Origin of the sequence: Accumulibacter sp. (assembly GCF_036625195.1) — a bacterium.
GTDB lineage: Bacteria > Pseudomonadota > Gammaproteobacteria > Burkholderiales > Rhodocyclaceae > Accumulibacter.
The window spans coordinates 5,166,573-5,186,393 of record NZ_JAZKUG010000001.1 but is presented as its reverse complement, the minus strand read 5'-3'; the positions used below and the strand labels follow the sequence as shown (position 1 = coordinate 5,186,393).

At 67.1% G+C, this 19,821-nt stretch carries 20 protein-coding genes; 6 read left to right on the top strand and 14 right to left on the bottom strand.

Going from position 1 to position 19,821, the window contains the following annotated elements:
- Positions 1-156: 156 nt before the first annotated feature.
- The 6 genes from pstB to V5B60_RS22015 all read right to left on the bottom strand — a co-directional run bounded on the left by pstB (position 157) and on the right by V5B60_RS22015 (position 5,552).
- Positions 157-954, bottom strand: coding sequence for a phosphate ABC transporter ATP-binding protein PstB (gene pstB / locus V5B60_RS22040; protein ID WP_332350328.1), 798 nt, complete (start codon positions 952-954; stop codon positions 157-159).
- 31 nt (positions 955-985) lie between these two features.
- The gene (gene pstA, locus V5B60_RS22035; RefSeq protein ID WP_332350326.1) at positions 986-1,936 is read right to left on the bottom strand and encodes a phosphate ABC transporter permease PstA; all 951 of its coding nucleotides are present in this window, start codon (positions 1,934-1,936) and stop codon (positions 986-988) included.
- A gap of 2 nt (positions 1,937-1,938) precedes the next feature.
- A complete protein-coding gene (gene pstC / locus V5B60_RS22030; protein WP_434735387.1) occupies positions 1,939-2,904 on the bottom strand; it encodes a phosphate ABC transporter permease subunit PstC in 966 nt (321 codons plus the stop codon).
- 46 nt (positions 2,905-2,950) lie between these two features.
- Positions 2,951-3,958: a PstS family phosphate ABC transporter substrate-binding protein gene (locus V5B60_RS22025; RefSeq protein ID WP_332350322.1), complete on the bottom strand. Its 1,008-nt coding sequence runs from the start codon at positions 3,956-3,958 to the stop codon at positions 2,951-2,953.
- 94 nt (positions 3,959-4,052) lie between these two features.
- Positions 4,053-4,403, bottom strand: a complete 351-nt coding sequence (locus tag V5B60_RS22020; protein ID WP_332350320.1) for a hypothetical protein — start codon at positions 4,401-4,403, stop codon at positions 4,053-4,055.
- A gap of 117 nt (positions 4,404-4,520) precedes the next feature.
- The gene (locus tag V5B60_RS22015) at positions 4,521-5,552 is read right to left on the bottom strand and encodes a PstS family phosphate ABC transporter substrate-binding protein (RefSeq protein ID WP_332350318.1); all 1,032 of its coding nucleotides are present in this window, start codon (positions 5,550-5,552) and stop codon (positions 4,521-4,523) included.
- A gap of 284 nt (positions 5,553-5,836) precedes the next feature.
- Between V5B60_RS22015 and V5B60_RS22010 the strand changes: the two genes are divergently transcribed.
- Together V5B60_RS22010 and V5B60_RS22005 are read left to right on the top strand one after the other, a co-directional pair.
- Positions 5,837-6,589: an SDR family oxidoreductase gene (locus tag V5B60_RS22010; protein WP_332350316.1), complete on the top strand. Its 753-nt coding sequence runs from the start codon at positions 5,837-5,839 to the stop codon at positions 6,587-6,589.
- Between the two features lie 36 nt (positions 6,590-6,625).
- Positions 6,626-7,447 (top strand): pyruvate, water dikinase regulatory protein, encoded by an 822-nt coding sequence (locus V5B60_RS22005; RefSeq protein ID WP_332350313.1) that lies wholly within the window; start codon positions 6,626-6,628, stop codon positions 7,445-7,447.
- Between the two features lie 40 nt (positions 7,448-7,487).
- Here V5B60_RS22005 and V5B60_RS22000 read toward each other — a convergent pair whose 3' ends face one another.
- The 6 genes from V5B60_RS22000 to V5B60_RS21975 all read right to left on the bottom strand — a co-directional run bounded on the left by V5B60_RS22000 (position 7,488) and on the right by V5B60_RS21975 (position 12,783).
- On the bottom strand, positions 7,488-7,811 hold the full coding sequence (locus V5B60_RS22000) for an AzlD domain-containing protein (RefSeq protein ID WP_332350310.1): 324 nt from the start codon (positions 7,809-7,811) through the stop codon (positions 7,488-7,490).
- Complete coding sequence (locus V5B60_RS21995) at positions 7,808-8,533, bottom strand: AzlC family ABC transporter permease (RefSeq protein ID WP_332350308.1); 726 nt, start codon at positions 8,531-8,533, stop codon at positions 7,808-7,810. The genes V5B60_RS22000 and V5B60_RS21995 overlap by 4 nt, the downstream gene beginning before the upstream one ends.
- A gap of 160 nt (positions 8,534-8,693) precedes the next feature.
- The gene (locus tag V5B60_RS21990) at positions 8,694-9,614 is read right to left on the bottom strand and encodes a metal ABC transporter substrate-binding protein (RefSeq protein WP_332350307.1); all 921 of its coding nucleotides are present in this window, start codon (positions 9,612-9,614) and stop codon (positions 8,694-8,696) included.
- A gap of 19 nt (positions 9,615-9,633) precedes the next feature.
- Positions 9,634-10,458, bottom strand: coding sequence for a metal ABC transporter permease (locus V5B60_RS21985; RefSeq protein WP_332350695.1), 825 nt, complete (start codon positions 10,456-10,458; stop codon positions 9,634-9,636).
- A gap of 53 nt (positions 10,459-10,511) precedes the next feature.
- Positions 10,512-11,291, bottom strand: coding sequence for a zinc ABC transporter ATP-binding protein AztA (gene aztA / locus V5B60_RS21980; RefSeq protein WP_332350305.1), 780 nt, complete (start codon positions 11,289-11,291; stop codon positions 10,512-10,514).
- A 469-nt stretch (positions 11,292-11,760) separates the two neighbouring features.
- Positions 11,761-12,783 carry an AraC family transcriptional regulator gene (locus V5B60_RS21975; RefSeq protein ID WP_332350303.1) on the bottom strand — a complete coding sequence of 341 codons (1,023 nt, stop codon included), beginning with the start codon at positions 12,781-12,783 and terminating at the stop codon, positions 11,761-11,763.
- Positions 12,784-12,999: 216 nt separating this feature from the next.
- On the opposite strand from V5B60_RS21975, the gene V5B60_RS21970 reads away from it, so the two are divergent.
- Positions 13,000-14,310: a putative bifunctional diguanylate cyclase/phosphodiesterase gene (locus V5B60_RS21970; protein WP_332350301.1), complete on the top strand. Its 1,311-nt coding sequence runs from the start codon at positions 13,000-13,002 to the stop codon at positions 14,308-14,310.
- Positions 14,283-15,182: an HDOD domain-containing protein gene (locus tag V5B60_RS21965; protein ID WP_332350299.1), complete on the top strand. Its 900-nt coding sequence runs from the start codon at positions 14,283-14,285 to the stop codon at positions 15,180-15,182. Before V5B60_RS21970 ends, V5B60_RS21965 begins: the two co-directional genes overlap by 28 nt.
- A gap of 89 nt (positions 15,183-15,271) precedes the next feature.
- On the opposite strand, the gene V5B60_RS21960 is transcribed toward V5B60_RS21965, so the two are convergent.
- Together V5B60_RS21960 and V5B60_RS21955 are read right to left on the bottom strand one after the other, a co-directional pair.
- Positions 15,272-15,469 (bottom strand): zf-HC2 domain-containing protein, encoded by a 198-nt coding sequence (locus V5B60_RS21960; RefSeq protein WP_034938175.1) that lies wholly within the window; start codon positions 15,467-15,469, stop codon positions 15,272-15,274.
- A complete protein-coding gene (locus tag V5B60_RS21955; protein ID WP_332350295.1) occupies positions 15,466-16,110 on the bottom strand; it encodes a sigma-70 family RNA polymerase sigma factor in 645 nt (214 codons plus the stop codon). The genes V5B60_RS21960 and V5B60_RS21955 overlap by 4 nt, the downstream gene beginning before the upstream one ends.
- A gap of 264 nt (positions 16,111-16,374) precedes the next feature.
- Between V5B60_RS21955 and V5B60_RS21950 the strand changes: the two genes are divergently transcribed.
- Positions 16,375-17,592, top strand: coding sequence for an MFS transporter (locus V5B60_RS21950; RefSeq protein WP_332350293.1), 1,218 nt, complete (start codon positions 16,375-16,377; stop codon positions 17,590-17,592).
- Between the two features lie 15 nt (positions 17,593-17,607).
- Positions 17,608-19,803 carry a 3'-5' exonuclease gene (locus V5B60_RS21945; protein WP_332350292.1) on the top strand — a complete coding sequence of 732 codons (2,196 nt, stop codon included), beginning with the start codon at positions 17,608-17,610 and terminating at the stop codon, positions 19,801-19,803.
- Positions 19,804-19,821 lie beyond the last annotated feature (18 nt).

Sequence of the window (19,821 nt, the reverse complement as noted above, 5' to 3'; positions counted from 1 at the left end):
CGATCCGTGAGGTCGGCACGGTTCCGCAACCGGGCCGTGCGGCGCTGTTCGGTCGCGCCGGTCTTGCCGCCTGGCGCCGGCGCGGCTGCGCGCTTCCAGCGGCGCGCTGAGCTCTGCCGAGCGCGCCATTGACGCCCGTTGTCGCCGTCCTGGGCTTCAGCCGAAGCGGCCGGTGATGTACTCCTCGGTCAGTTTCGACGAGGGGTTGGTGAAGATGCGCTTGGTGTCGTCGAACTCGATCAGTTCGCCGATGTACATGAACGCCGTGTAGGCCGAGACGCGTGCGGCCTGCTGCATGTTGTGGGTGACGATCAGGATGGTGACCTTTTCCTTCAGTTCGCTGACCAGTTCCTCGATCTTCGCCGTGGCGATCGGGTCGAGCGCCGAGGTGGGTTCGTCGAAGAGCAGGATCTCGGGGTCGGTCGCCAGCGCGCGGGCGATGCACAGGCGCTGCTGCTGGCCGCCCGAGAGGTTGAACGCGAGATCGTCGAGGCGGTCGCGGACCTCGCCCCAGAGGGCGGCGGCGCGCAGCGCCTCCTCGACCTTCTCGTCGATCAGCGAACGGTTGCGGACGCCGCGCACGCGCAGGCCGTAGGCGACGTTCTCGTAGATCGACTTCGGGAAGGGATTCGGCTTCTGGAAGACCATCGAGATGCGCATGCGCACCTCGATCGGGTCGACGTGCCGGTCGACGATGTTGACGCCGTCGGGATAGAGCAGGATCTCGCCCTCATAGCGCATGTTCGGGTAGAGGTCGTGCATGCGGTTGAAGCAGCGCAGGAAGGTCGACTTGCCGCAGCCGGAGGGGCCGATCAGTGCGGTGACCTGGTTTCTCTCGACCGGGAAGTCGATGTTCTTCAGCGCCTGGAAGTCGCCGTAATAGAAGCTCAGGGCTTTCGCCTGCGCCTTCAGTTCGGCGCCGGCTTTCGCGGTGGGGAAGGTCTCGGGATTCACGATGATGGTCCTCTCGTGGCGAGCCGCGGGCTCACCATTTGATCCTCTTGCGGAAGTGATAACGAATCCAGATGGCGAGGGCGTTCATCGACAGCGTCATCAGCAGCAGCACCAGGCCGGCAGCCGCGGCGTTGGCCTGGAAGGCTTCCTCGGGGCGCGAGATCCAGTTGAACATCTGGATCGGCATGACGGTGAAGGGTGCCAGCAACCACTCGAAGGAGATCAGCTGCTCGGGATTGGAGAACGGTGAGGGCGGCAGGAAGGCGATGAAGGTCAGCGCACCGATGGTGATGATCGGCGCCGTCTCGCCGATCGCGCGGGCGAGCCCGATGATGACCCCGGTCATGATGCCCGGCAGCGAGTAGGGGATGATGTGGTGCGAGACCACTTGCCATTTGCTGGAGCCGCAGGCGTAAGCCCCTTCGCGGATGTTCTGCGGGATGGTGCGGATCGCCTCGCGCGTGGCGACGATGACCACCGGCAGGATCAGCAGCGCCAGCGTCAGGCCGGCTGCGGCGATGCTCTGGCCGAGGCCGAACTGGTAGACGAAGAGGCCGAGCGCGAGCAGCCCGTAGATGATCGACGGCACGCCGGCGAGGTTGGTGACGTTGATCTCGATGATGTCGGTCAGCAGGTTCTTGCGCGCGTACTCTTCGAGATAGATGCCGGCACCGATGCCGAGCGGCACGGCGACGATCGCCGTCACCAGCATTACCAGGATCGTTCCGACCCAGGCCGAGAGGATGCCGGCGCTGGCGGCGCGGCGTGAGGGAAAGCTGGTGAAGAATTCCCACGACAGGTGCGGTGCCCCGTTGACCAGCATCTGGCCAAAAAGTGCGGCGAAGACCACGGTCGCGAAGAGCAGGGCAAGGGTGCCGAGCAGGCCGAAGAGCCAGTCCCAGGTCTTGTGGCGGGAGATCAGGCGGCGCATTTCGGCGACGCCGGATTCGGAGGAGGAAGCGCCAATCGATGTCGGGATCATGTTCAGTAGGCCTCGCGGAACCGCTTGCGCAGGAAGTGGCCGATGATGTTGAAGACGAGGGTGATGAGCAGCAGGGTCAGGCCGGCGGCGAAGATCGTCTGGTAGCCGATGGAACCGTGCGGCAGGTCGCCGAGCGCGACCTGGACGATGTAGGCGGTGATCGTCGCCGCCGGCTCGGTGGGGTTGAAGCTGAAGTTCGGCTGCATGCCGGCGGCGATGGCGACGACCATCGTCTCGCCGACGGCGCGCGAGATGCCGAGGATGTACGACGAGGCGAGACCCGACAGGGCCGCCGGGGTGACGACGAAGACCGCCGTCTGCAGGCGGGTCGCGCCCATCGCGTAGGAGGCCTCGCGCATGTGCATCGGCACCGCCCGCATGGCGTCCTCGGACAGCGAGCTGACGTAGGGGATGATCATGATGCCCATCACCAGTCCGGCCGAGAGCATGTTGAAGCCCGGCAGTTCCGGGTAGATCTTCTGCAGCACCGGCGTGACGAAGAGCAGCGCGAAGTAGCCGTAGACGATCGTCGGGATGCCGCCGAGCAGCTCGAGGAAGGGTTTGGCCACCTCGCGCACGCGAAACGGCGCGAACTCGGAGAGGTAGATGGCGAGAATGGTACCGAGCGGTACCGCGACCAGCAGCGCGACGATGGTCGTCGTCAGCGTGCCCGAGAGCAGTGCGATGATGCCGAAATGGGCGTCGTCGAAAAGCGGTGTCCACTGCGTGTCGGTGAGGAAGTCGAGCAGCGGGACGGTGCGGAAGAAGACCACCGACTCCCAGACGAGAATCGCGACGATGGCGGCGGTGGTGAACACCGAGACCAGCGCCGCCAGCATGAGCAGCGTTTCGATCGCCCGTTCGGCGAGCCGGCGGCGCAGCCGCGCCGCCGACCATCCCTGCGGCAGCGCACCCGGTGTCGCCGCCAAGGTGCCTGGCGGATGCTTCAGGGGAAGGATGCTGCTCATCATGCGGACTCCTGTTGGCGGCAGATCGCCGGTGGCCGGGCGTGCCTCAGAGCTGTGCCTCGCGCTTCATCAGTTCCTCTATCGTCAGGCCGGTTTCGTTCTCGCCACCGAAGACGGTGCCGATCTTCTTGCGGGCGATGTGGTCGAGGTTGCCGCTGTAGGCTTTCGCCGGCAGCGGGATGTACTTGACCTCCTTCACCAGCGGCCGCGCGTTCTTCATGTAGAAGTCGACGAAATCCCGGACCTCGGGCTTGTCGAGCGACTTCTCGCTGACATAGATGAAGATCGGCCGGGACAGTGGCTGATAGCTGCCGTTGTCGACGTTTTCCGGTGTTGGCGCGACCGGCCCCTTGCCGCCGTCGATCGCCACCGCCTTCAGCTTCTTCTGGTTCTCGATGTAATAGGCGAAGCCGAAGTAGCCGAGCGCGCCCTTGTCGCCGGCGATTCCCTGCACCAGCACGTTGTCGTCTTCGGAAGCCGTGTAGTCGCCGCGGCTCGATTTGGCCTTGCCGACGATCGCTTCGGTGAAGTAGTCGAAAGTCCCGGAATCGGCGCCGGCGCCGTAGAGCTTGAGCTTCTGGTCCGGCCACGCCGGGTTGACGTCCTTCCAGTTGTTGATCCTGCCCTGCGCGCCGGGCTCCCAGATCTTCTTCAGTTCGGCGACGGTCATGCTCTTGATGAAGGTGTTCTGCGGGTTCACCATCACCGTCAGTGCATCGTAGGCCACCGGCAACTCGTAATAGCGGATGCCGGCCTTGCTGCAGTCATCCATCTCCTTCCTGGAGATCGGCCGCGAGGCATTGGCGATGTCGGTTTCGCCACGGCAGAATTTCTTGAAGCCACCACCCGTGCCGGAGATGCCGACGGTGACGTTGGTCGCCCCCTTGCGGGCTTTCTGGAACTCTTCGGCAACGGCTTCGGTGATCGGGAAGACGGTGCTCGAACCGTCGACCTTGACCACCGGCGGCGCGGCGAAAGCCAGTGGGCTGAGGAAAAGGCTGCCGAGGATGGCGACGGCGGCAGCGGTGGAATGTCGTGCAGGCTGCTTCATCATGGTCTCCTGTTGTGCGGTCCTGACTGCAGAACGAAGTGTGCGCTGGCGCTGTGACAGGTTGATGACGGTCGCCTGCGTCCATCTTGCATGCGTGTCAGTTTCCCTCCTGCAGTCGTTGTCTGGCGGCGATCATCGCGCGCAGAGCTTGCACGAAAGCGTCTCGGTCGAGGTCGGTGAGCATCAGCAGGCCCGCGCGGACGAGTGCCGGCCGGCTTGCGCGGATTCCGGCAGCGGCCAGCCGCTGTTTCAGTTGTCGCAACTGCCGGTATTCCTTCCGTGTCAGCCACAGTTTGCAGGAAGTGCGTGCCGCAACCTCGCCTTTTCCGCGCTTGCGGCCTTTGCTCGGTGACGACGCGACGGCGGTTGCGGCCAGTCGTCTGCGTTTCAGTTCATCGGCGGCTGCGGCGATGACGTCGGCGTTGCGCGATGTGCGGGATGAAGACATAAGGGACTCCTTGGGGAATGCTGGGGGACAGATCAGATGTCGCGGGCCGGGTTACCGCGCGGCCTGCGGTGCCGCTGGCTGCGCGGGCTGCTCCTGCCCTGCAGGTGGCGATCGTGGTCAGGAACCGTGCATCAGTGCCTTGAAGATCTCCAGTGAGTCAGCCGGCCGCATGCGCGCCTTGTTCTCGCCGCCATAAACGCTGCCAAGCTTCCGTGCCGGGATGCGCTCAAGGTTGTCCGCATAGGCGCGTGTCGGCAGCGGCAGGTAGTTCGCCTCGACGACGAGGCGGGGCGCGTTCTTCATGCAGAAATCGACGAACTCCCTGACTGCAGCCTTCTCGAGCGACTTCTCACTGACGTAAAGGAACAGCGGGCGCGACAGGGGCTGGTAGCTGCCGTTGCGGATGTTTTCCACCGTCGGCGCAACGGCTTCCTTGCCGTCGCTGATCGCCACGGCCTTGAGCTTCTGCTTGTTCTCGACATAGTAGTCGAGGCTGAGATAGCCGAGTGCGTCCTTGTCTGCGGCGATGCGTTCTGCCAGGACCCCGTGGTCCTCGGCCGTGCTGGCGTCGGCACGGCTTGCCTTGGCGGTACCCACGACCACCTCGGTAAAGGACTCGAAGGTGCCGGAGTCGGCTCCAGGGGCATAAAGCCTGATCCTGTCGGCGGGCCACGCCGGGTTGAGATCCCGCCAGGTCGTGACCCGCTTCTCGGCTCCCGGCTCCCACAGCCTGCGCAGATCGCTGACGCTGAGGCTGTTGACGAAGCTGTTCTGAGGATTGACGACGACGGTCAGCGCGTCGTAGGCGAGGGGCATTTCGTAGAAGCGGATTCCAGCCTTGGCGCAGGCTTCCATTTCCTTGCTCAGAATCGGTCTCGAGGCGCTGGCAATGTCAGTCTCACCGCGGCAGAATTTGCTGAGCCCGGCTGCGGTTCCCGAGACCCCGATGTTGACGTGCACCTCGTGCAGCTTGGCGCGCTGGAAATCCTGCGCCGCCGCCTCGGTGATCGGATAAGCCGCGCTCGACCCATCGATCCGGACCACCGGGCTGGCGCCGATGGCGAGTGGGCTGCTGCAGGCGAGTGCGGCAGCGAACCAGGTCGCGCCAAGCCAGTTGCGTGCTGTAGACGGGGCGGTATTGTGCTTCATGGTGAGCCTCCTTGGCTGCGGTGGTCGTGGCTGCGTGAGCCGGCGAATCCATTGTGTGACGGCTTGTTGACGAATTGATGACGGTTCTTTGCGCAGGGATCCGTGCAGCCGGTGAGCGGCAGCCTGCAGGCCATCGTGCTGCCCGACTGGCGTCGCGGTTCTCCCTGACAGTCGCTGGCGGCGCTCGCCGCGCTCCCCGGAACGGCGGGCACATGCGCTGCGGGCACCCGATATAATGCGCCCTGACGCTGGCCGCTGCGGTCGGCAATGGCAGGAGGTCTGGCATGGATTTGTGGGCATGCCCCGCGGTCGTCACCGGGGCGGCATCGGGCCTGGGCGCGGAAACCGCGCGCTATCTGAGCGAGGCGGGCGCACGGGTGGCGTTGATCGACATCGATGCCGACAGCGTGCACCGGGTCGCGAAGGACATCGGCGCGCTGGCGATTCACTGCGACGTCGCCGACTCGCAGTCAGCCGAGGAGGCGATCGCGCGCGCACGCGCGGCGCACGGTGCGGCGCGCGTGCTCGTGCACTGTGTCGGTCGCGGCCACAACGAACCCATTCTCGGGGCCGCTGGGCCGGTGGCGCTCGAGGATTTCCGCAAGCTCGTCGAGGTCAACCTGATCTCGACCTTCAACATGATTCGCCTGGCCGCTGCCGACATGGCTGCCCTGCCGCAGCAGAGCAACGGCGAGCGCGGCGTCATCCTGTCGACGGCTTCGGTCTCGGCCTACGAGGGGCAGAGCGGCGAGGCCGCGTATTCGGCATCGAAAGGCGGTGTCGTCAGCATGATCCTGCCGGCGGCGCGCGAACTGGGCCCCTTGGGAATCCGTGTCGTCGGCATCGCGCCGGGGCTGTTCGGGACGCAGACGCTGTTCGACATGGAGAAGAACCTCGACTCACGGCTGGCGCGGCAGATTCCGTTTCCGCACCGCTTTGGTGATCCGGCCGAGTTCGCCATGCTCGTCCTGCACGTCATCAAGAACGTCATGATCAACGGCAGCGTTCTGCGCCTCGATGGTGGCTATCATCGCTGAGTCGCCGCTGCCAAGCGGCCACGGGAGGAAGCCCGGGTGAGCCGGACGGTTCTTCTGTATCTGGTCTCGCATGCCTCGGGTGAACTGGTCGAGATGCTGGCGCGCAACGCCGTCACCCAGCTGGCCGGGGTCGAGGTCAGGCGCCGCCTGTGGAAGACCGTCCGCCGCCTCGACCAGGTGCCGGAAATCCTCGGTGTGCTCGCCGCCGCCCCCGGCTACGTCCTGCACAGCATCAGCCACAGCGATGTGCGCGAAGCCCTCGAGGAAGGCTGCCGCCATCTCGGAATTCCCTTCCAGTTCGCGCTCGAGCCCTTGGTCGGTCAGCTCGCGGAATACACCGGGGCGGCCATCCTGTCGCATCACAGCTCGGGCGATGCCTTCGATGAGGACTACTTTCGCCGTGTCGAGGCGATGAAATACACCCTTGCGCACGACGACGGCGTCGCCAGCGACGATCTCGACGGTGCCGACGTGATCATCGTCGGCGTCTCGCGGGCGACGAAGACGCCGACCTGCATGTATCTCGCATCGCGCGGCATCAAGGCGGCGAACGTGCCGCTGGTGCCGGGCGCGCCACCGCCGGTCGGCCTGCTGCGCGCGAACGGGCCGTTGATCGTCGGCCTGACCGTCGACCCGGCGCGCCTGGCGATGATCCGTGCCGCTCGCCTGAGCGCGCTGAAGGACGAGTCGAACGGCGACTACGCCGACCTCGACGCCCTGCGCAAGGAGGTGCTGGAAGCTCGTCGCCTGTTCATCCGTCGCGGCTGGCCGATCATCGATGCCAGCCACCGCTCGATCGAGCAGACGGCGTCGATGATCATCGAGATGCTGCGCAAGCGGGCCGGCGAGGCGAACTAGAGGGTTTGGCGTCGCCGCCCTCCGGTCATCGGCTGTCCACCTAGAACCACAGGCGATGCAGGAAGAAGGCAGCCAGGCCGACGGCGATCGTCGCCAGCAGCTTGCGCGTGACGATGCCGGCAGCGATGCTGCAGAGCGCGGCGACCAGGTAGGGGTTGGCGGCGGAGAGTTGCCATTGGCCGTCGGGCAGCAGCACGGCGGGAACCGTGATCGCGGTGAGCACCGCCGGTGGGATGAAGCGCAGCGAGTCGCTGAGCCAGGCCGACAGGCTGATCCGTCCGGCGAGACCGAAGAGCAGGTAGCGGATGCCGAAGGTCACCGCGAACATGCCGGCGATCAGCCACAGCTCGTCGCTGCTCATCATCGGGCGAGCGCCGCTTGCGCCCGCAGCAGTCGCTGCGCGAGCATGCCGGAGGCGATGCCGGCGAAGGCCGCGACGAGGATCCCCAGCTTGTAGGGCATGGCCAGCGTCAGCAGCGAGGCGGCGCCCGCGGTGAGGACGCTGATTGCCACCGGGAGCGTACGGACGAAGGGAATGATCATGCCGATGAAGGTCACCGGCATCGCCACGTCGAGCCCCCAGCCCTGGGCGTCGGGAATGCGGTCGCCGAGCAGCAGTCCGGCGAAACAACACAGTTGCCAATTGAGGTACATGGCGATCGACGAGCCAAGCTGGTACCAGTGCTTGCAGGGTGAGGCGTCGGCGCGCTGGAAGCGGTGCACGGTGACGGCGAAGGTCTCGTCGGTCAACCAGAAGGCAAGCGGGATCCGCCAGCGCTGCGGCAGGCTGCGCAGATGCGGCAGGAGGGTGGCGCTGTACAGCATGTGCCGCAGGTTTACGATCAGCGTCGTCAGGACGATGATCGCCACCGGCGTCTGCGCAGCGATGAGCCCGACGGCAATGAATTGCGACGAACCGGCGAAGACGAATGCCGACATCGCCAGCGCGGCGGCGAACGACAGCCCGGAGGTCGCAGCGATGGCGCCGTAGATCAGCCCGAAGGGCAGCGCGCCAAGCAGCAGCGGCAAGGTGTCGCGGACGCCGGCGATGAATTCCTGCCGGCGCAGGGATGATGGCTCGTTCATGGGTCGCCTGGTGGTCCGGGTCGTCGTTGGGGACCCGGATCTTAAACCGAATGCCCGCCGCCTTGCCGTCGCATCGGCGACCTGCAGGGCGGCGACCACGCCACGCGCCCGGTTGCTGCCGCCGTCCGCTCGGCGCTCGCCGGGCCGGGTCCAGGCTGGCTCAGTGGCCGAGCGCCTCGCTCAGGGTGCGGATGTTGTGGCGCATCATGCCCAGGTAGCTGTCGCCCGGAGTACCGGGCGGCGACAGCGAGTCCGAGTACAGGGTGCCGCCGATGCGCGCCCCCGATTCACGGCTGATGCGCTCGAGCAGGCGCGGGTCGCTGATGTTCTCGACGAAGATGGCCGGGATCTTCTCGCGGCGAATCTGCCGGATGATGGCAGCGACTTCGCCAGCGGACGGTTCGGCATCGGTGCTGACTCCGACCGGGGCGATGAAGCGGATGCCGTAGGCGTGCCCGAAGTAGGCAAAGGCGTCGTGCGAGCTCACCACCTTGCGCTGCGTGGCCGGAATGGCGGCGAAGGCGCTGCTCGCCTCACGCGCGAGCGCGGCCAGTTCCCCCTGCAGGCGGACGGCGTTGGCGGCGTAGGTCGCCCGGTTGGCCGGGTCGGCAGCGGCCAGCGCCTGCGCGATGTTCGCCACGTAGCGGCCGCCATTTGCCAGGTCCTGCCAGGCATGCGGGTCGACATCGTCGCCGTGCAGGTGGCCCTTGCCGCCCTCCGCATGCGCTTCGTGCAGCGCTTTCACGCCCTTGCTGGCGACCGCGAGCTGGCCACGATAGCCCGATGACTTGATCAGGCGGTCGATCCAGCCCTCGAAGCCGAGGCCATTGACGATCACCAGGCGGGCGCGCGCCAGCGCCCGCGCGTCGCTCGGCGTCGGCTGGTACACGTGCGCGTCGGCGCCTGCACCGACGAGCGTGTGCACCTCGACTAGCTCGCCGCCCACCTTCTGCGTCAGGTCGCCGAGGATGCTGAAGCTGGCGACCACCGGCAGTCTTTCCGCCGCACTGACGCTGCCGATGCTCGCCAGCAGCAGAACGCGCAACAGCCATCCCAGGGCAGCGCAGATTGTCCGCTTCATTCCGTTTCTCCTTGAGCGTTCAACGTTCGAAATGCCAGCCCGATCGCCGGCGGCTGGCCAGCGGTCCGAGCGGACCGAGGGCGAGCGACAGCAGGTAGGTCGCGCCGAGGGTGAGGACGATCGCCGGCCCGGCCGGCAGGTCGGCGTGGTAGGACAACAGCAATCCGGCGAGCGATCCGGCGAAGCCGATGCCGCTGGCGATCAGCAGCAGCGGTCCGACGTTGCAGACCCAGAGGCGGGCCGCTGCCGCCGGCAGGATCATGATGCCGACCGCCATCAGCGTACCGAGCGCGTGAAAACCGGCGACCAAGTTGAGCACCAGCAGGACCATGAAGCCATAGTGCGCCAGCGGCGACAGGCGGCTGATGCGCGCCAGGAAGGAGGGGTCGCAGGCCTCGAGGACGAACAGGCGCAGGCCGATGGCGAGGGCGACGATCGACAGCGATGCGAAGGCGCCGAGCAGCAGCAGCGCCGGATCGTCGAGCGCCAGCACGCTGCCGAACAGGACATGCAGCAGGTCCACGCTGCTGCCGCGCAGCGAGATGAGCAGCACGCCCGCCGACAGCGACAGCAGGTAGAAGGTGGCGAGGCTGGTGTCCTCCCTGATCACCGTGTTGCGCGCGACGCCGCCGGCGAGCAGGGCGACCGCGAGGCCGGCGGCGAGACCACCGAGGGTCATCGCCGGCAGCGACAGGCCGGCGACCAGATAGCCGATCGCCGCGCCCGGCAGGATGGCATGCGACATCGCGTCGCCGGCCAGGCTCATGCGGCGCAGCATCAGGAAGACGCCGATCGGCGTCGCGCCGAGCGACAGCGCGAGGCAGCCGGCGAGCGCCCGGCGCATGAAGGCGAACTCGACGAAGGGCGAGAACGGCGGCAGGGTCGACAGGAGCTCGCTCACGCCGCATCCCGGTCGAGGCGGCAGACGGCTGCCTGCGTGCCGTCGCCCTGTCCTTCGGCGAGTTGCCGGGCACGCTGCAGGTTGGCGGGGTTGAGGACGCTCGCCGTTTCGCCACGTGCCACCAGTTCGCGGGCCAGCAGCAGCGTCTCCGGGTACTCCTGGCGAACGTGCGCGAGATCGTGCAGGACGGCGATCACCGTCCGCCCTTCGTCGTGCCACTGGCGAACCAGCGCCGCCAGGTCGCGGACGCTGGCCGCGTCGATCGCGCCATAGGGCTCGTCGAGCAGCACCAGCGGCGCATCCTGCAGCATGACGCGGGCGAACAGCGCGCGCTGCAGTTGTCCGCCGGAAAGGGCGCCGATCGGGCGCTTCTCGAGTCCGTGCAGACCGACGCGCTCGATTGCCGCCTGCACCCGCCGCCGGTGCGCGCTGCCGAGGCCGAGAAAGGCGCCGATCTCGCGCCAGAGCCCCATGGCGACGAAATCATGGACGACGATCGGGAATGTCGGGTCGAGTGTCGCCTGTTGCGTCAGGTAGGCGATCTGCCGACGGTCGAGTCCGTTCCGCTCGATGCTGCCCTGCAACGGTCGCAGCTCGCCGGCGATCGCCTTCAGCAGGGTTGACTTGCCGGCGCCGTTCGGACCGACGATGGCGATCAGGCTGCCAGTGGCGATTTCGCCTTGCAGGTGATGCACCGCCGGATGCCGGTTGTAGCCGAGGGTCAGATTGTCGAAGCGCAGCAGCGCCGTACCCTGCGGGCGGGCGATGCGTCTCATGCCAGTGCCCAGAGGATGAAGCTCCAGAGCAGGATCAGCGCACCGGCGGCCCACGCCAGCCGGGCGGCGGCGCTGGCGCAGAGAACCGGGTTGCCGGCTTGCAGGCGGCGGGGGTGCGGGGGTGCTGAGGGTCGGGGTGGCGACGACATGCTGGGCAGGGCTGGGTCTCTGTCATCCGGGCCATGTTGCGGAGGCCGAATCATGCCCCTTTTGCGAGCCAAATGCAACAATGTTGCAAGAGAATGGTCGTTGCGGCCGTGCTGCCGCCGTGCCGCAGGGTGCTGCGCGTCTGCCGGTCGTCGGCCGAGAGCCATGCCGTGGCCGGTGTCTTGCCGCAGCTTGCTGCGCAGCGGTCGCGCTTGCGTCAGCAGCGGTCGGTGAGGTTCCGCGTTCTGCTGTACAGCGGTAGCGGTCCGGCGGGAGGGGGCTGCGCCGAAAACGCTCAGCTGCGATGCTCGTCCGTCGGAATTTAGTATACTGTCACCGGAAATGTGAGGCCGCGGTAGATCGACGGGGGCATGCCGCTCCAGCGCCGGAAGGCGCGGGTGAAGGCGCTCTGCTCGGAAAAGCCGAGGAGGAAGGTGATCTCGGTGACCGACTTGGTGGGATCGTCGAGATAGCGCCGCGCCAGTTCGTGGCGGGTTTCGTCGACGACGCCCTGGAAGCTCAGGCCGAGCGCCGCCAGCCTGCGCTGCAGGCTGCGCTGGCTGAGGCCGAGTGCGCGCGCCACTTCCTCCGCCGACGGCATGCCCGAGGTCAGGTGCTGCAGCACATGCGCCTTGCAGCGGCTGACGATGTCGTCGTCGAACAGCGCCGCAAGCTGTTCGGTGAGAATCGCGTCGAAGGTGTTGGCGAGCGGGATGTTGGCCGAAGGCAAGGGCGCGTTGGCGACCTCGCCAGCGAGGAGGAAGCCGTCGACCGGTTGGCCGAAAGCGATCGGGCAGCCGAAGAAGGCCTGCCAGGGTTGCGGGTTGGCGGGTTCAGGCCGGCGCAGATCGACGCTGGTCGGGCTCATCGGCTTGCCGGCATTGACCCGACACATGGCGATCAGGATCGACAGCGAGAAGTCGGCCAGAAGCGGGCCGACGGCGGCGTCGCCGCGTCCGTGATCGAAGCCGAGACGGACGCCGTCCGCCTCTTCGGAACAGCGGTAGGTGATCCGGCTGCCGAGAATGCGCGAGAAACGCTCGATCCGTTTCAGCCCGGTATGCAGCGTGCGGCTCGACAGCCAGGCGTAACCCATTGTTCCGAGATTGGACGGATGCCAGCATTCGGCAGCGCGCAGGGCGAAGGCCTCGTCGCCGATCTGCGCGGCGGCCAGCTCGAAGCCGACATCCACCAAGTGGGAAGGCAGCCGCGCATGCACGTCGCGCAGTGCTTCACGGCGAATCCCGAGAGTCTTGCGGAACTGCTCCGGATCGATCCCGTGCTCCTCGAGCAGGCGCAGCATGACCAGCCAGAGCGTGGCCAGCGTGCTCCCCGATTCGTCCATGCTTCCCTTGTCCCGTGCGATGGCTGTCGACGACGGCGGCAATGGTCATGCGATTGGCGCCGCGAGTCAAGCAACCGCGCCGGCAGCCGCTTAGTCTTGCGCAGCGGCGCCGACGGAACGATTGCAGAGAGATCCGTTCGCCTGGTTCCGGAAAGGAGCGAGATCATCAAACGGAAAGGGACGGCAGGCGGCAGGTTTCGGTTGCGGGCACGGGCAATGACCGGCTCACCGCCGGCCCGCCGCGACACGACGACCGGCTTCCTCCTGCGCAACGCCGCTCGGACCGAGGTCGCACGCCTGTTCGCCGCGACAGACCGGGTACCGGCATCGCTGTGCGCGATGTGGCTCGACCTCGACCGCTTCCGTCAGGTCAACGATTCCTTCGGCTATGCCGAGGCGGATGCCGTCATCGCCCTGATTGCCGGCCGCATCCGGTCGGTCGCCGGTGAGCGCGCGACCTGCCTGCGCATGGGCAGCGACGAGTTCGCCATCCTGCTTCCCGCCGTCGAGACACCGGACGCCGAACGGATCGCCGGACGCCTGCTGGCGACCATCGATCAGCCGATACCGCTCGGTGGCATCCTGTTGCGGCCTTCGGTGAGCATCGGCATTACCTGGCGGCTTGCCGCCGATGACCCGCTCAGCCTGCTCGCACGCGCCGACCGCGCGATGGGCGAAGCCAAACGCCAAGGCGGCGATCGCTTCGTCGTCATGGCCGTCGAGCCACCCGGAGTGACGTCCGCAGCGCGGTCGGCAAGGCAGGATCTGGAAATCGAGAGCGTCCTGCACGCGTCACTGGCAACCGGCGATCTCGCGCTGCACTATCAACCGATCGTTCGTGCGGACGGCAGCGTCGAGGCGGTCGAGGCGCTGATGCGCTGCGCCGTCGGCGGCCGCCAGGTTTCCCCGCTGCAGCTCGTCGCCGTCGCCGAGAAGACCGGCTTGATCGTCCGCATCGGCGAATGGATCCTGCTGCAGGGCGCGCGCTGCGCTGCCCGGCTGCGCGCGCAGGGCTGCCCGACGAAGGTCGCGATCAACATCTCGCGCCTGCAACTCTGTTCGCAGAGCTTTCTCAGCAACCTGCACGCGGCCCTGATCTGCGCCGGCCTGCCGGCCGACGCGATCGAACTCGAACTGACCGAGTCGTTGTTCGTCGACGCTTCGCCGGTCGTGCAGGCGAACCTGCGGGGCGCGCGCGAAGCCGGGGTCGGCCTGGCGATCGACGACTTCGGCACCGGCTACTCGAGCCTCGCGAACCTCAAGGACCTGCCGGCGACCAAGCTCAAGTTCGATCGTGCGTTCATCAACGAGCTGCCCGAAGACCGTCGCGCCTTCGCCATCCTGAGCGCGATCACGCGCCTCGCCGGTGAGCTGGGAATGGTCGTGGTCGCCGAAGGGGTCGAGACCGCTGCACAACTTGCCGCCTGCGAGGCGGCGCGGGTCGATGCGACGCAGGGTTTCCTGCACGCGAAGCCGATGTCGGAGGAGGCGTTGTCACAGTGGATGGAAACGAGGAAGTCCCGCTGAGGGAACCGTGTTCACCCGGCCCGGCGGGTGTGGAAGCCGCGCTCGAGGAAAACCTGCGGGCGATCGACATTCCGCCGCGACCGATGATCCTCGACCGCATCCGCGACGAGATGATGCAGGACGACCCCTGTCTGCGTCGTGTCGGGCAACTGATCAACGCCGACGTCGGCTTGGCCGCCGGCCTCATCAAGACCGCCGGCTCGCCTTCCTTCGGCCTGCGCACGCGCGTGCGCTCGGTTGCCGATGCGCTCATGCTGCTCGGCCTCGATGTGACGAGCCGGGCGGTTGCCGCGATCAACCTGCGACGCGCCTTCCCCAACAGCGGTCACTACGTCCGCTTCTGGGACGCGTCGGCGCGCATCGCCGCGCTCTCCGGCTGGCTGGCGCAGGAAATCAGCCTGCCCGGTCTGCATGCTGCCGATGCCTACACCTTCGGCCTCTTCCGCGACTGCGGGATCGTCATCCTGCTGCGCCGGCTACCCACCTACATGCAGACCCTGGCGCGCGCGAACGGCGACGCCGAACGCTCGTTCACCGCTGTCGAGCGCGCCGAACATCCGACCGATCACGCGGTCGTCGGTGGCCTGATGGCCGTCGACTGGTGGCTACCCGATGAGCTCTGCCAGGCGATCCGGCATCATCACGAGCGGGCTGCGCTGGCTTCGCTGCAACCCGACCTGCCGCCACCGAGCCGTCGCCTGATCGCCGTCAGCCAGACCGCCGAACACCTCCTGCAGCAACTCAGCGGCGCGAGTCGGACACAGGAGTGGGCAAAGCTCGGCGAAGTCTGCCTGCCGCTGCTCGGCATCGACGAGAAAGACCTGCGTCAGCTGCATTCCGGCGCAACGGCGATCATCCAGACCGCCGCCTGAAATTCGAAATTCGGTGACTGAAATTCGGTGACGAAATTCGGTGACAGTATATTCAATGGAACTGCTGGCGGGGTGAGAAAAGTATACTGTCACCGTAATGATTCTGGGGTGTCGTCGTCCGGTACCTGCTGCCGGGACGCTTGGCGGAGGAACGCCATCTGCTCGCGATAGCGGGCGCAGCCGGAACAGAGCAAGGTGTGCAGGCGCAGCGCCAAGCGGTCGCCGGCGGCGAGATCGCGGTCCATCTCTTCCGACATCAGTCGTGTCGCCTGTTTGCAGTTCATCATGCCGCGAGCCCTCCGCTGCCGGCAAACCAGCGCTGGTCGAGGCACAGGCGCAGCCCCATGCGCGCCCGGTGCAGAACGACCCAGCAGTTGTTGCTGCTCATCGACAGCTCGGCGCAGATTTCGTCGGTTTCGAGGCCGAGCATTTCGCGCATCATGAAGACGCGCGCGGTTCCCGGTGGCAGCCGGTTCATGCAGGCGTCGAAGATCGCCCAGAAACTGCGGTTCTCGAAGCTGCGCTCCGGGTCGCCCCAGTCGGAGGGGCGCGTGTCGCGCTGCCAGTGACCGTTGCTCTGGAAGAGCGGGTCGAAGTCGGCGTCGTCGATCTCGCCCAGCGGGTCTTCGTAGGTCGGTTCACGCACCCGCCGGCGGATGATGTCCACGATCTTGTTCTTCAGGATCGAGAACACCCAGGTCTTCAACCGGGCGCGCTCGCCAAAGCGGTCCGCTCCCTGCAGGGCGGCCAGCATGGCTTCCTGCACCGCGTCTTCGGCACTCGCCTGGTCGCGCAACTGCAGCGTCGCGAAGCGCAGCATCTCGCGCCGGAAGCTGGCAAGCTCGGTGGCGATGTCGGCGGCCTGCGGTGGCAGGCCGCGCTGGGCGGTCGAGGTCGGCCTCGCGCCGGGGTCGGTGCTGGATTTCATCTTCCTGGTCGGCGGGTGGTGAATGGCAGTGATGGCATGCTTGTGGTGTCCGCGAGCCTGGCGGCAAGCGATCGCCTGCTCCGGCTGGCGTGCGACGCAGCCGCTGCCCGAGCATCCACGGCCGGCGCCGCGAACAATCCGACGCGCAGTGTACATCCTGACTGCGACCGGGAACAGCCCGTGCAGTCAAGGACTTCTCGTTTCCGAAACGGCAGGGTATAGTCGGCCGCGTTCCCAGAGCCCGCACACCCCGGAAGACCGCTCATGTTCCGTACCCTTGCCCGACCCGAGGTCCTGGTCACCACTCTGGCGGCCGCCGGCATCCTGATGGTGACGATGGGTGCCCGCCAGTCGCTCGGGCTCTTCGTCAGTCCGCTCAACTCCGCGACCGGTCTTGGCATCGCCACCATCAGCCTGGCGCTGGCGGTCGGGCAATTCACCTGGGGCGCGATCCAGCCGTTGGCCGGCGCCGTCGCCGACCGCTACGGGCCGCGCATGGTGCTGGTCGGCGGCCTGCTGCTGCTCGCCCTGGGCAGCGCGATGACGCCGTTCATGGACTCGGGCCCGGGCCTGATCGTCTCGCTCGGCTTGCTCTCGGCCATCGGCTCCGGCGCCGGCAGCTTCTCGGTGCTCATCGGCGCGGCGGCGCAGCGCCTGCCGCTCGAGTCGCGCGCCGCCGCGTCCGGAGTCATCAACGCCGGTGGGTCGTTCGGCCAGTTCGTCTTCGCGCCGATCCTGCAAAAGCTGATCCAGAGCATCGGCTGGATCGGCGCGATGTGGTCGCTGGCGCTGATGACGCTCGCCGCCTTGCCGCTGATCGGCCGGCTGGCGGGATCGAAGGCGGCACCTGCGGCGCATCGTGCCGACGCCGGCAACGGGTTGCGGGCCGCGATCGGCGACGCCCTGCGCGACCGCAGTTACCTGCTGCTGCATGTCGGCTTCTTCACCTGCGGCTTCCACATCGCCTTCCTCGTCACCCATCTGCCGGGCGAGGTCGATCTGTGCGGCCTGCCGCCGGCGGTCGCCAGCTGGTCGCTGGCGATCATCGGGCTGGCGAACATCTTCGGCAGCCTTTACGCCGGTTCGTGTGTCGCGCGCTACCGCAGCAAGTACGTCCTCGCGGTCATGTACGGTTCGCGCGCGCTGCTCATTGCCGGCTACCTGCTGCTGCCGCGCAGCGAGACGACCTTCTACCTCTTCGCCGCCGGCCTCGGTTTCACCTGGCTGGCGACCGTGCCGCCGACGGCCGCCATCGTCGGCAAGCTGTTCGGTGTGCGGTACCTCGCCACCCTGTTCGGGCTGACCCTGCTCTCGCACCAGATCGGCGGCTTCCTCGGCGCCTGGCTCGGTGGCTTGGCGATCACCCGCCTCGGCGATTACACGTGGATGTGGTACGCGGACATGGCGCTGGCGGCATTCGCCGCGATCGTCAACCTGCCGATTCGTGAAGCACGGCCACAGCAGGCCGCGGTGCCCGCCTGAAGGGCAAGGCACGGGATGAGGCCGCGGCGCAGACGCCTGCTGGCAGGGCTGGCGGTCTTCCTGTCGATGCTTGCGGTGGTCGCGTCCACCGCGGCGTTGTTGCTCGTCGGCGAGCCCGCCGCCGGTGCTGACGGTGACGCTCTCGCGAGCCGGCTGCTCAAGCTGATACCGGTGGTCCTGATCGCCTCGGGAGCGGGCTGCTGGCTGTCGTTCAAACTCGATACGCTGTACGTCCAGGCGCCACTGCGCCTGGCGGAACAGCTCGCGGCAACGCTGCCGCATGCCGGCCTGCGGGTTGGTCGCTACGAGGCGCCCGAAGTCGAGCAACTGGCGCAGGTCGTCAATCAGCTGCTCGCCCAGCGCGAAGCGGACCGCAGCGAGGTCGCCGAGCACTTCCGCGCCACACAGGCATCGCTCGAGGAGGAACGGGGCCGCTTGAGTGCGCTGATGGCTGACCTCAGCCAGAGTGTCGTCGTCTGCAACCTGGATGGTCGCGTGCTGCTGTACAACCAACGGGCAAAGCAGGAGCTCTCGACCGGACCGGACGGCGACAGGACCGAGTTGCTCGGTCTGGGACGTTCGATTCATGCCGTTCTCGACCGCGCGGTCATCGGCTATGCCATAGCCCGCCTGCAGCAGGCCAGTGCTGCGGCGGACTCCGGGCATGCCCCGGAGGTCGTCGGCTCGACGCACTTTGTCACCGGGACTGCCAGCGGTCGCTTGCTGCGTGCCCACATGTCTCCGGTCCTGGGACAGACGGGTCGGCATCATGCCGACGGCGGCGCGCTCTCGATGACCGGTTTCGTTCTCGTTCTCGATGACGTGACCATGACCAACGAGCGACATACGCGGCGGGACGCGGTCATCCAGTCGCTGATCGAGGGGTGCCGCGGGCCGCTCGGCAGTGTGCGCGCGGCCGCCGAGATGCTCTGCGATTTCCCGGACATGTCGAGCGAGCAGAAGGACCGCTTCACGCTGGCGATCCGCGACGAAGCCACGGTGCTGTCGGCGCAGTTCGACAAGGCGGCGCGGGCGTTCTCGAGCGACCTGCGCGAGCGCTGGGTGCTGGAGGAGATCAACGGTGCCGAGATCCTGCTGGCGACGGCTGGCAGCATCCAGGAAAAAGGCGGCGGCGGCCGGCCTCCGCTCGCCGTCAAGACCGAGCACGTCGAAAAGGGGCTCTGGCTGCGCGTGGACAGTTTTGCCTTGCTGCAGGCGCTGCGTCATCTGGCGCTCCGCCTGCAGGACGACTACGGGATTCGTGAAGTCCGCCTGTCGCTGACGCGCAGCGGACATCTGGCCCAACTCGACCTGTCGTGGCAGGGCGGCTTCATGAACAACGAAACGGCGATGAGCTGGTTGCAGGATCCGATGAACGTCCCTGGCAAGTCATCCTCGCTGAGTGTGACCGACGTCGTCGAGCGCTGCAACGGCGACATCTGGTTCCAGCGCGAACGCGTCTCGCATCGCGCCTTCTTCAGGACCGTACTGCCGATGGCGGCGGCACCCGGCAACCTGCCCATGCCGATGCCCGTGGCAACGGCTGAAGAGCGTCCCGAGTTCTATGACTTCGACCTGTTCGGCTGGTCGGCGAGCGGCCATGAACTCGACGACCGGCCGCTCAGCGAACTCGCTTACACGGTTTTCGATACCGAGACAACCGGTCTGCACCCCGCCGAAGGCGACGAGATCATCCAGATCGGCGCGACGCGGATCGTCAACGGCCGTCTCCTGCGGCATGAGTGCTTCGACCAACTGGTCAAGCCCCAGGTCCGCCTGTCACCTGGTTCGGTGGAGGTGCACGGCCTGACGCGCGAACTGCTCGCCGGTCAGCCGGGCATCGATGTCGTCTTGCCCCGCTTCCACGCCTTCTGTGCCGATACCGTCCTGGTCGGCCACAACGCGGCTTTCGACATGCGCTTCCTGCAGCTCCAGGAGAAGCGGACTGGCGTGCGTTTCGAGCAACCGGTGCTCGATACCCTGCTGCTCTCCTCGGTCCTGCACCCGAACCAGGCAACGCACCAGCTCGAAGCGATCGCCGAACGTCTGGCGGTGCCGGTTCTTGGACGGCATACGGCGCTCGGCGACGCGATGGTGACCGCCGAGGTCTTCCTGAAAATGCTGCCGCTGCTCGCCGAGATCGGGGTCAGGACCCTGCGTCAGGCGCGCGAAGCCAGCCAGACGAGCTACCTGGCGCGGGTCAGGTACTGAGGCGAGTGCAGGACGATC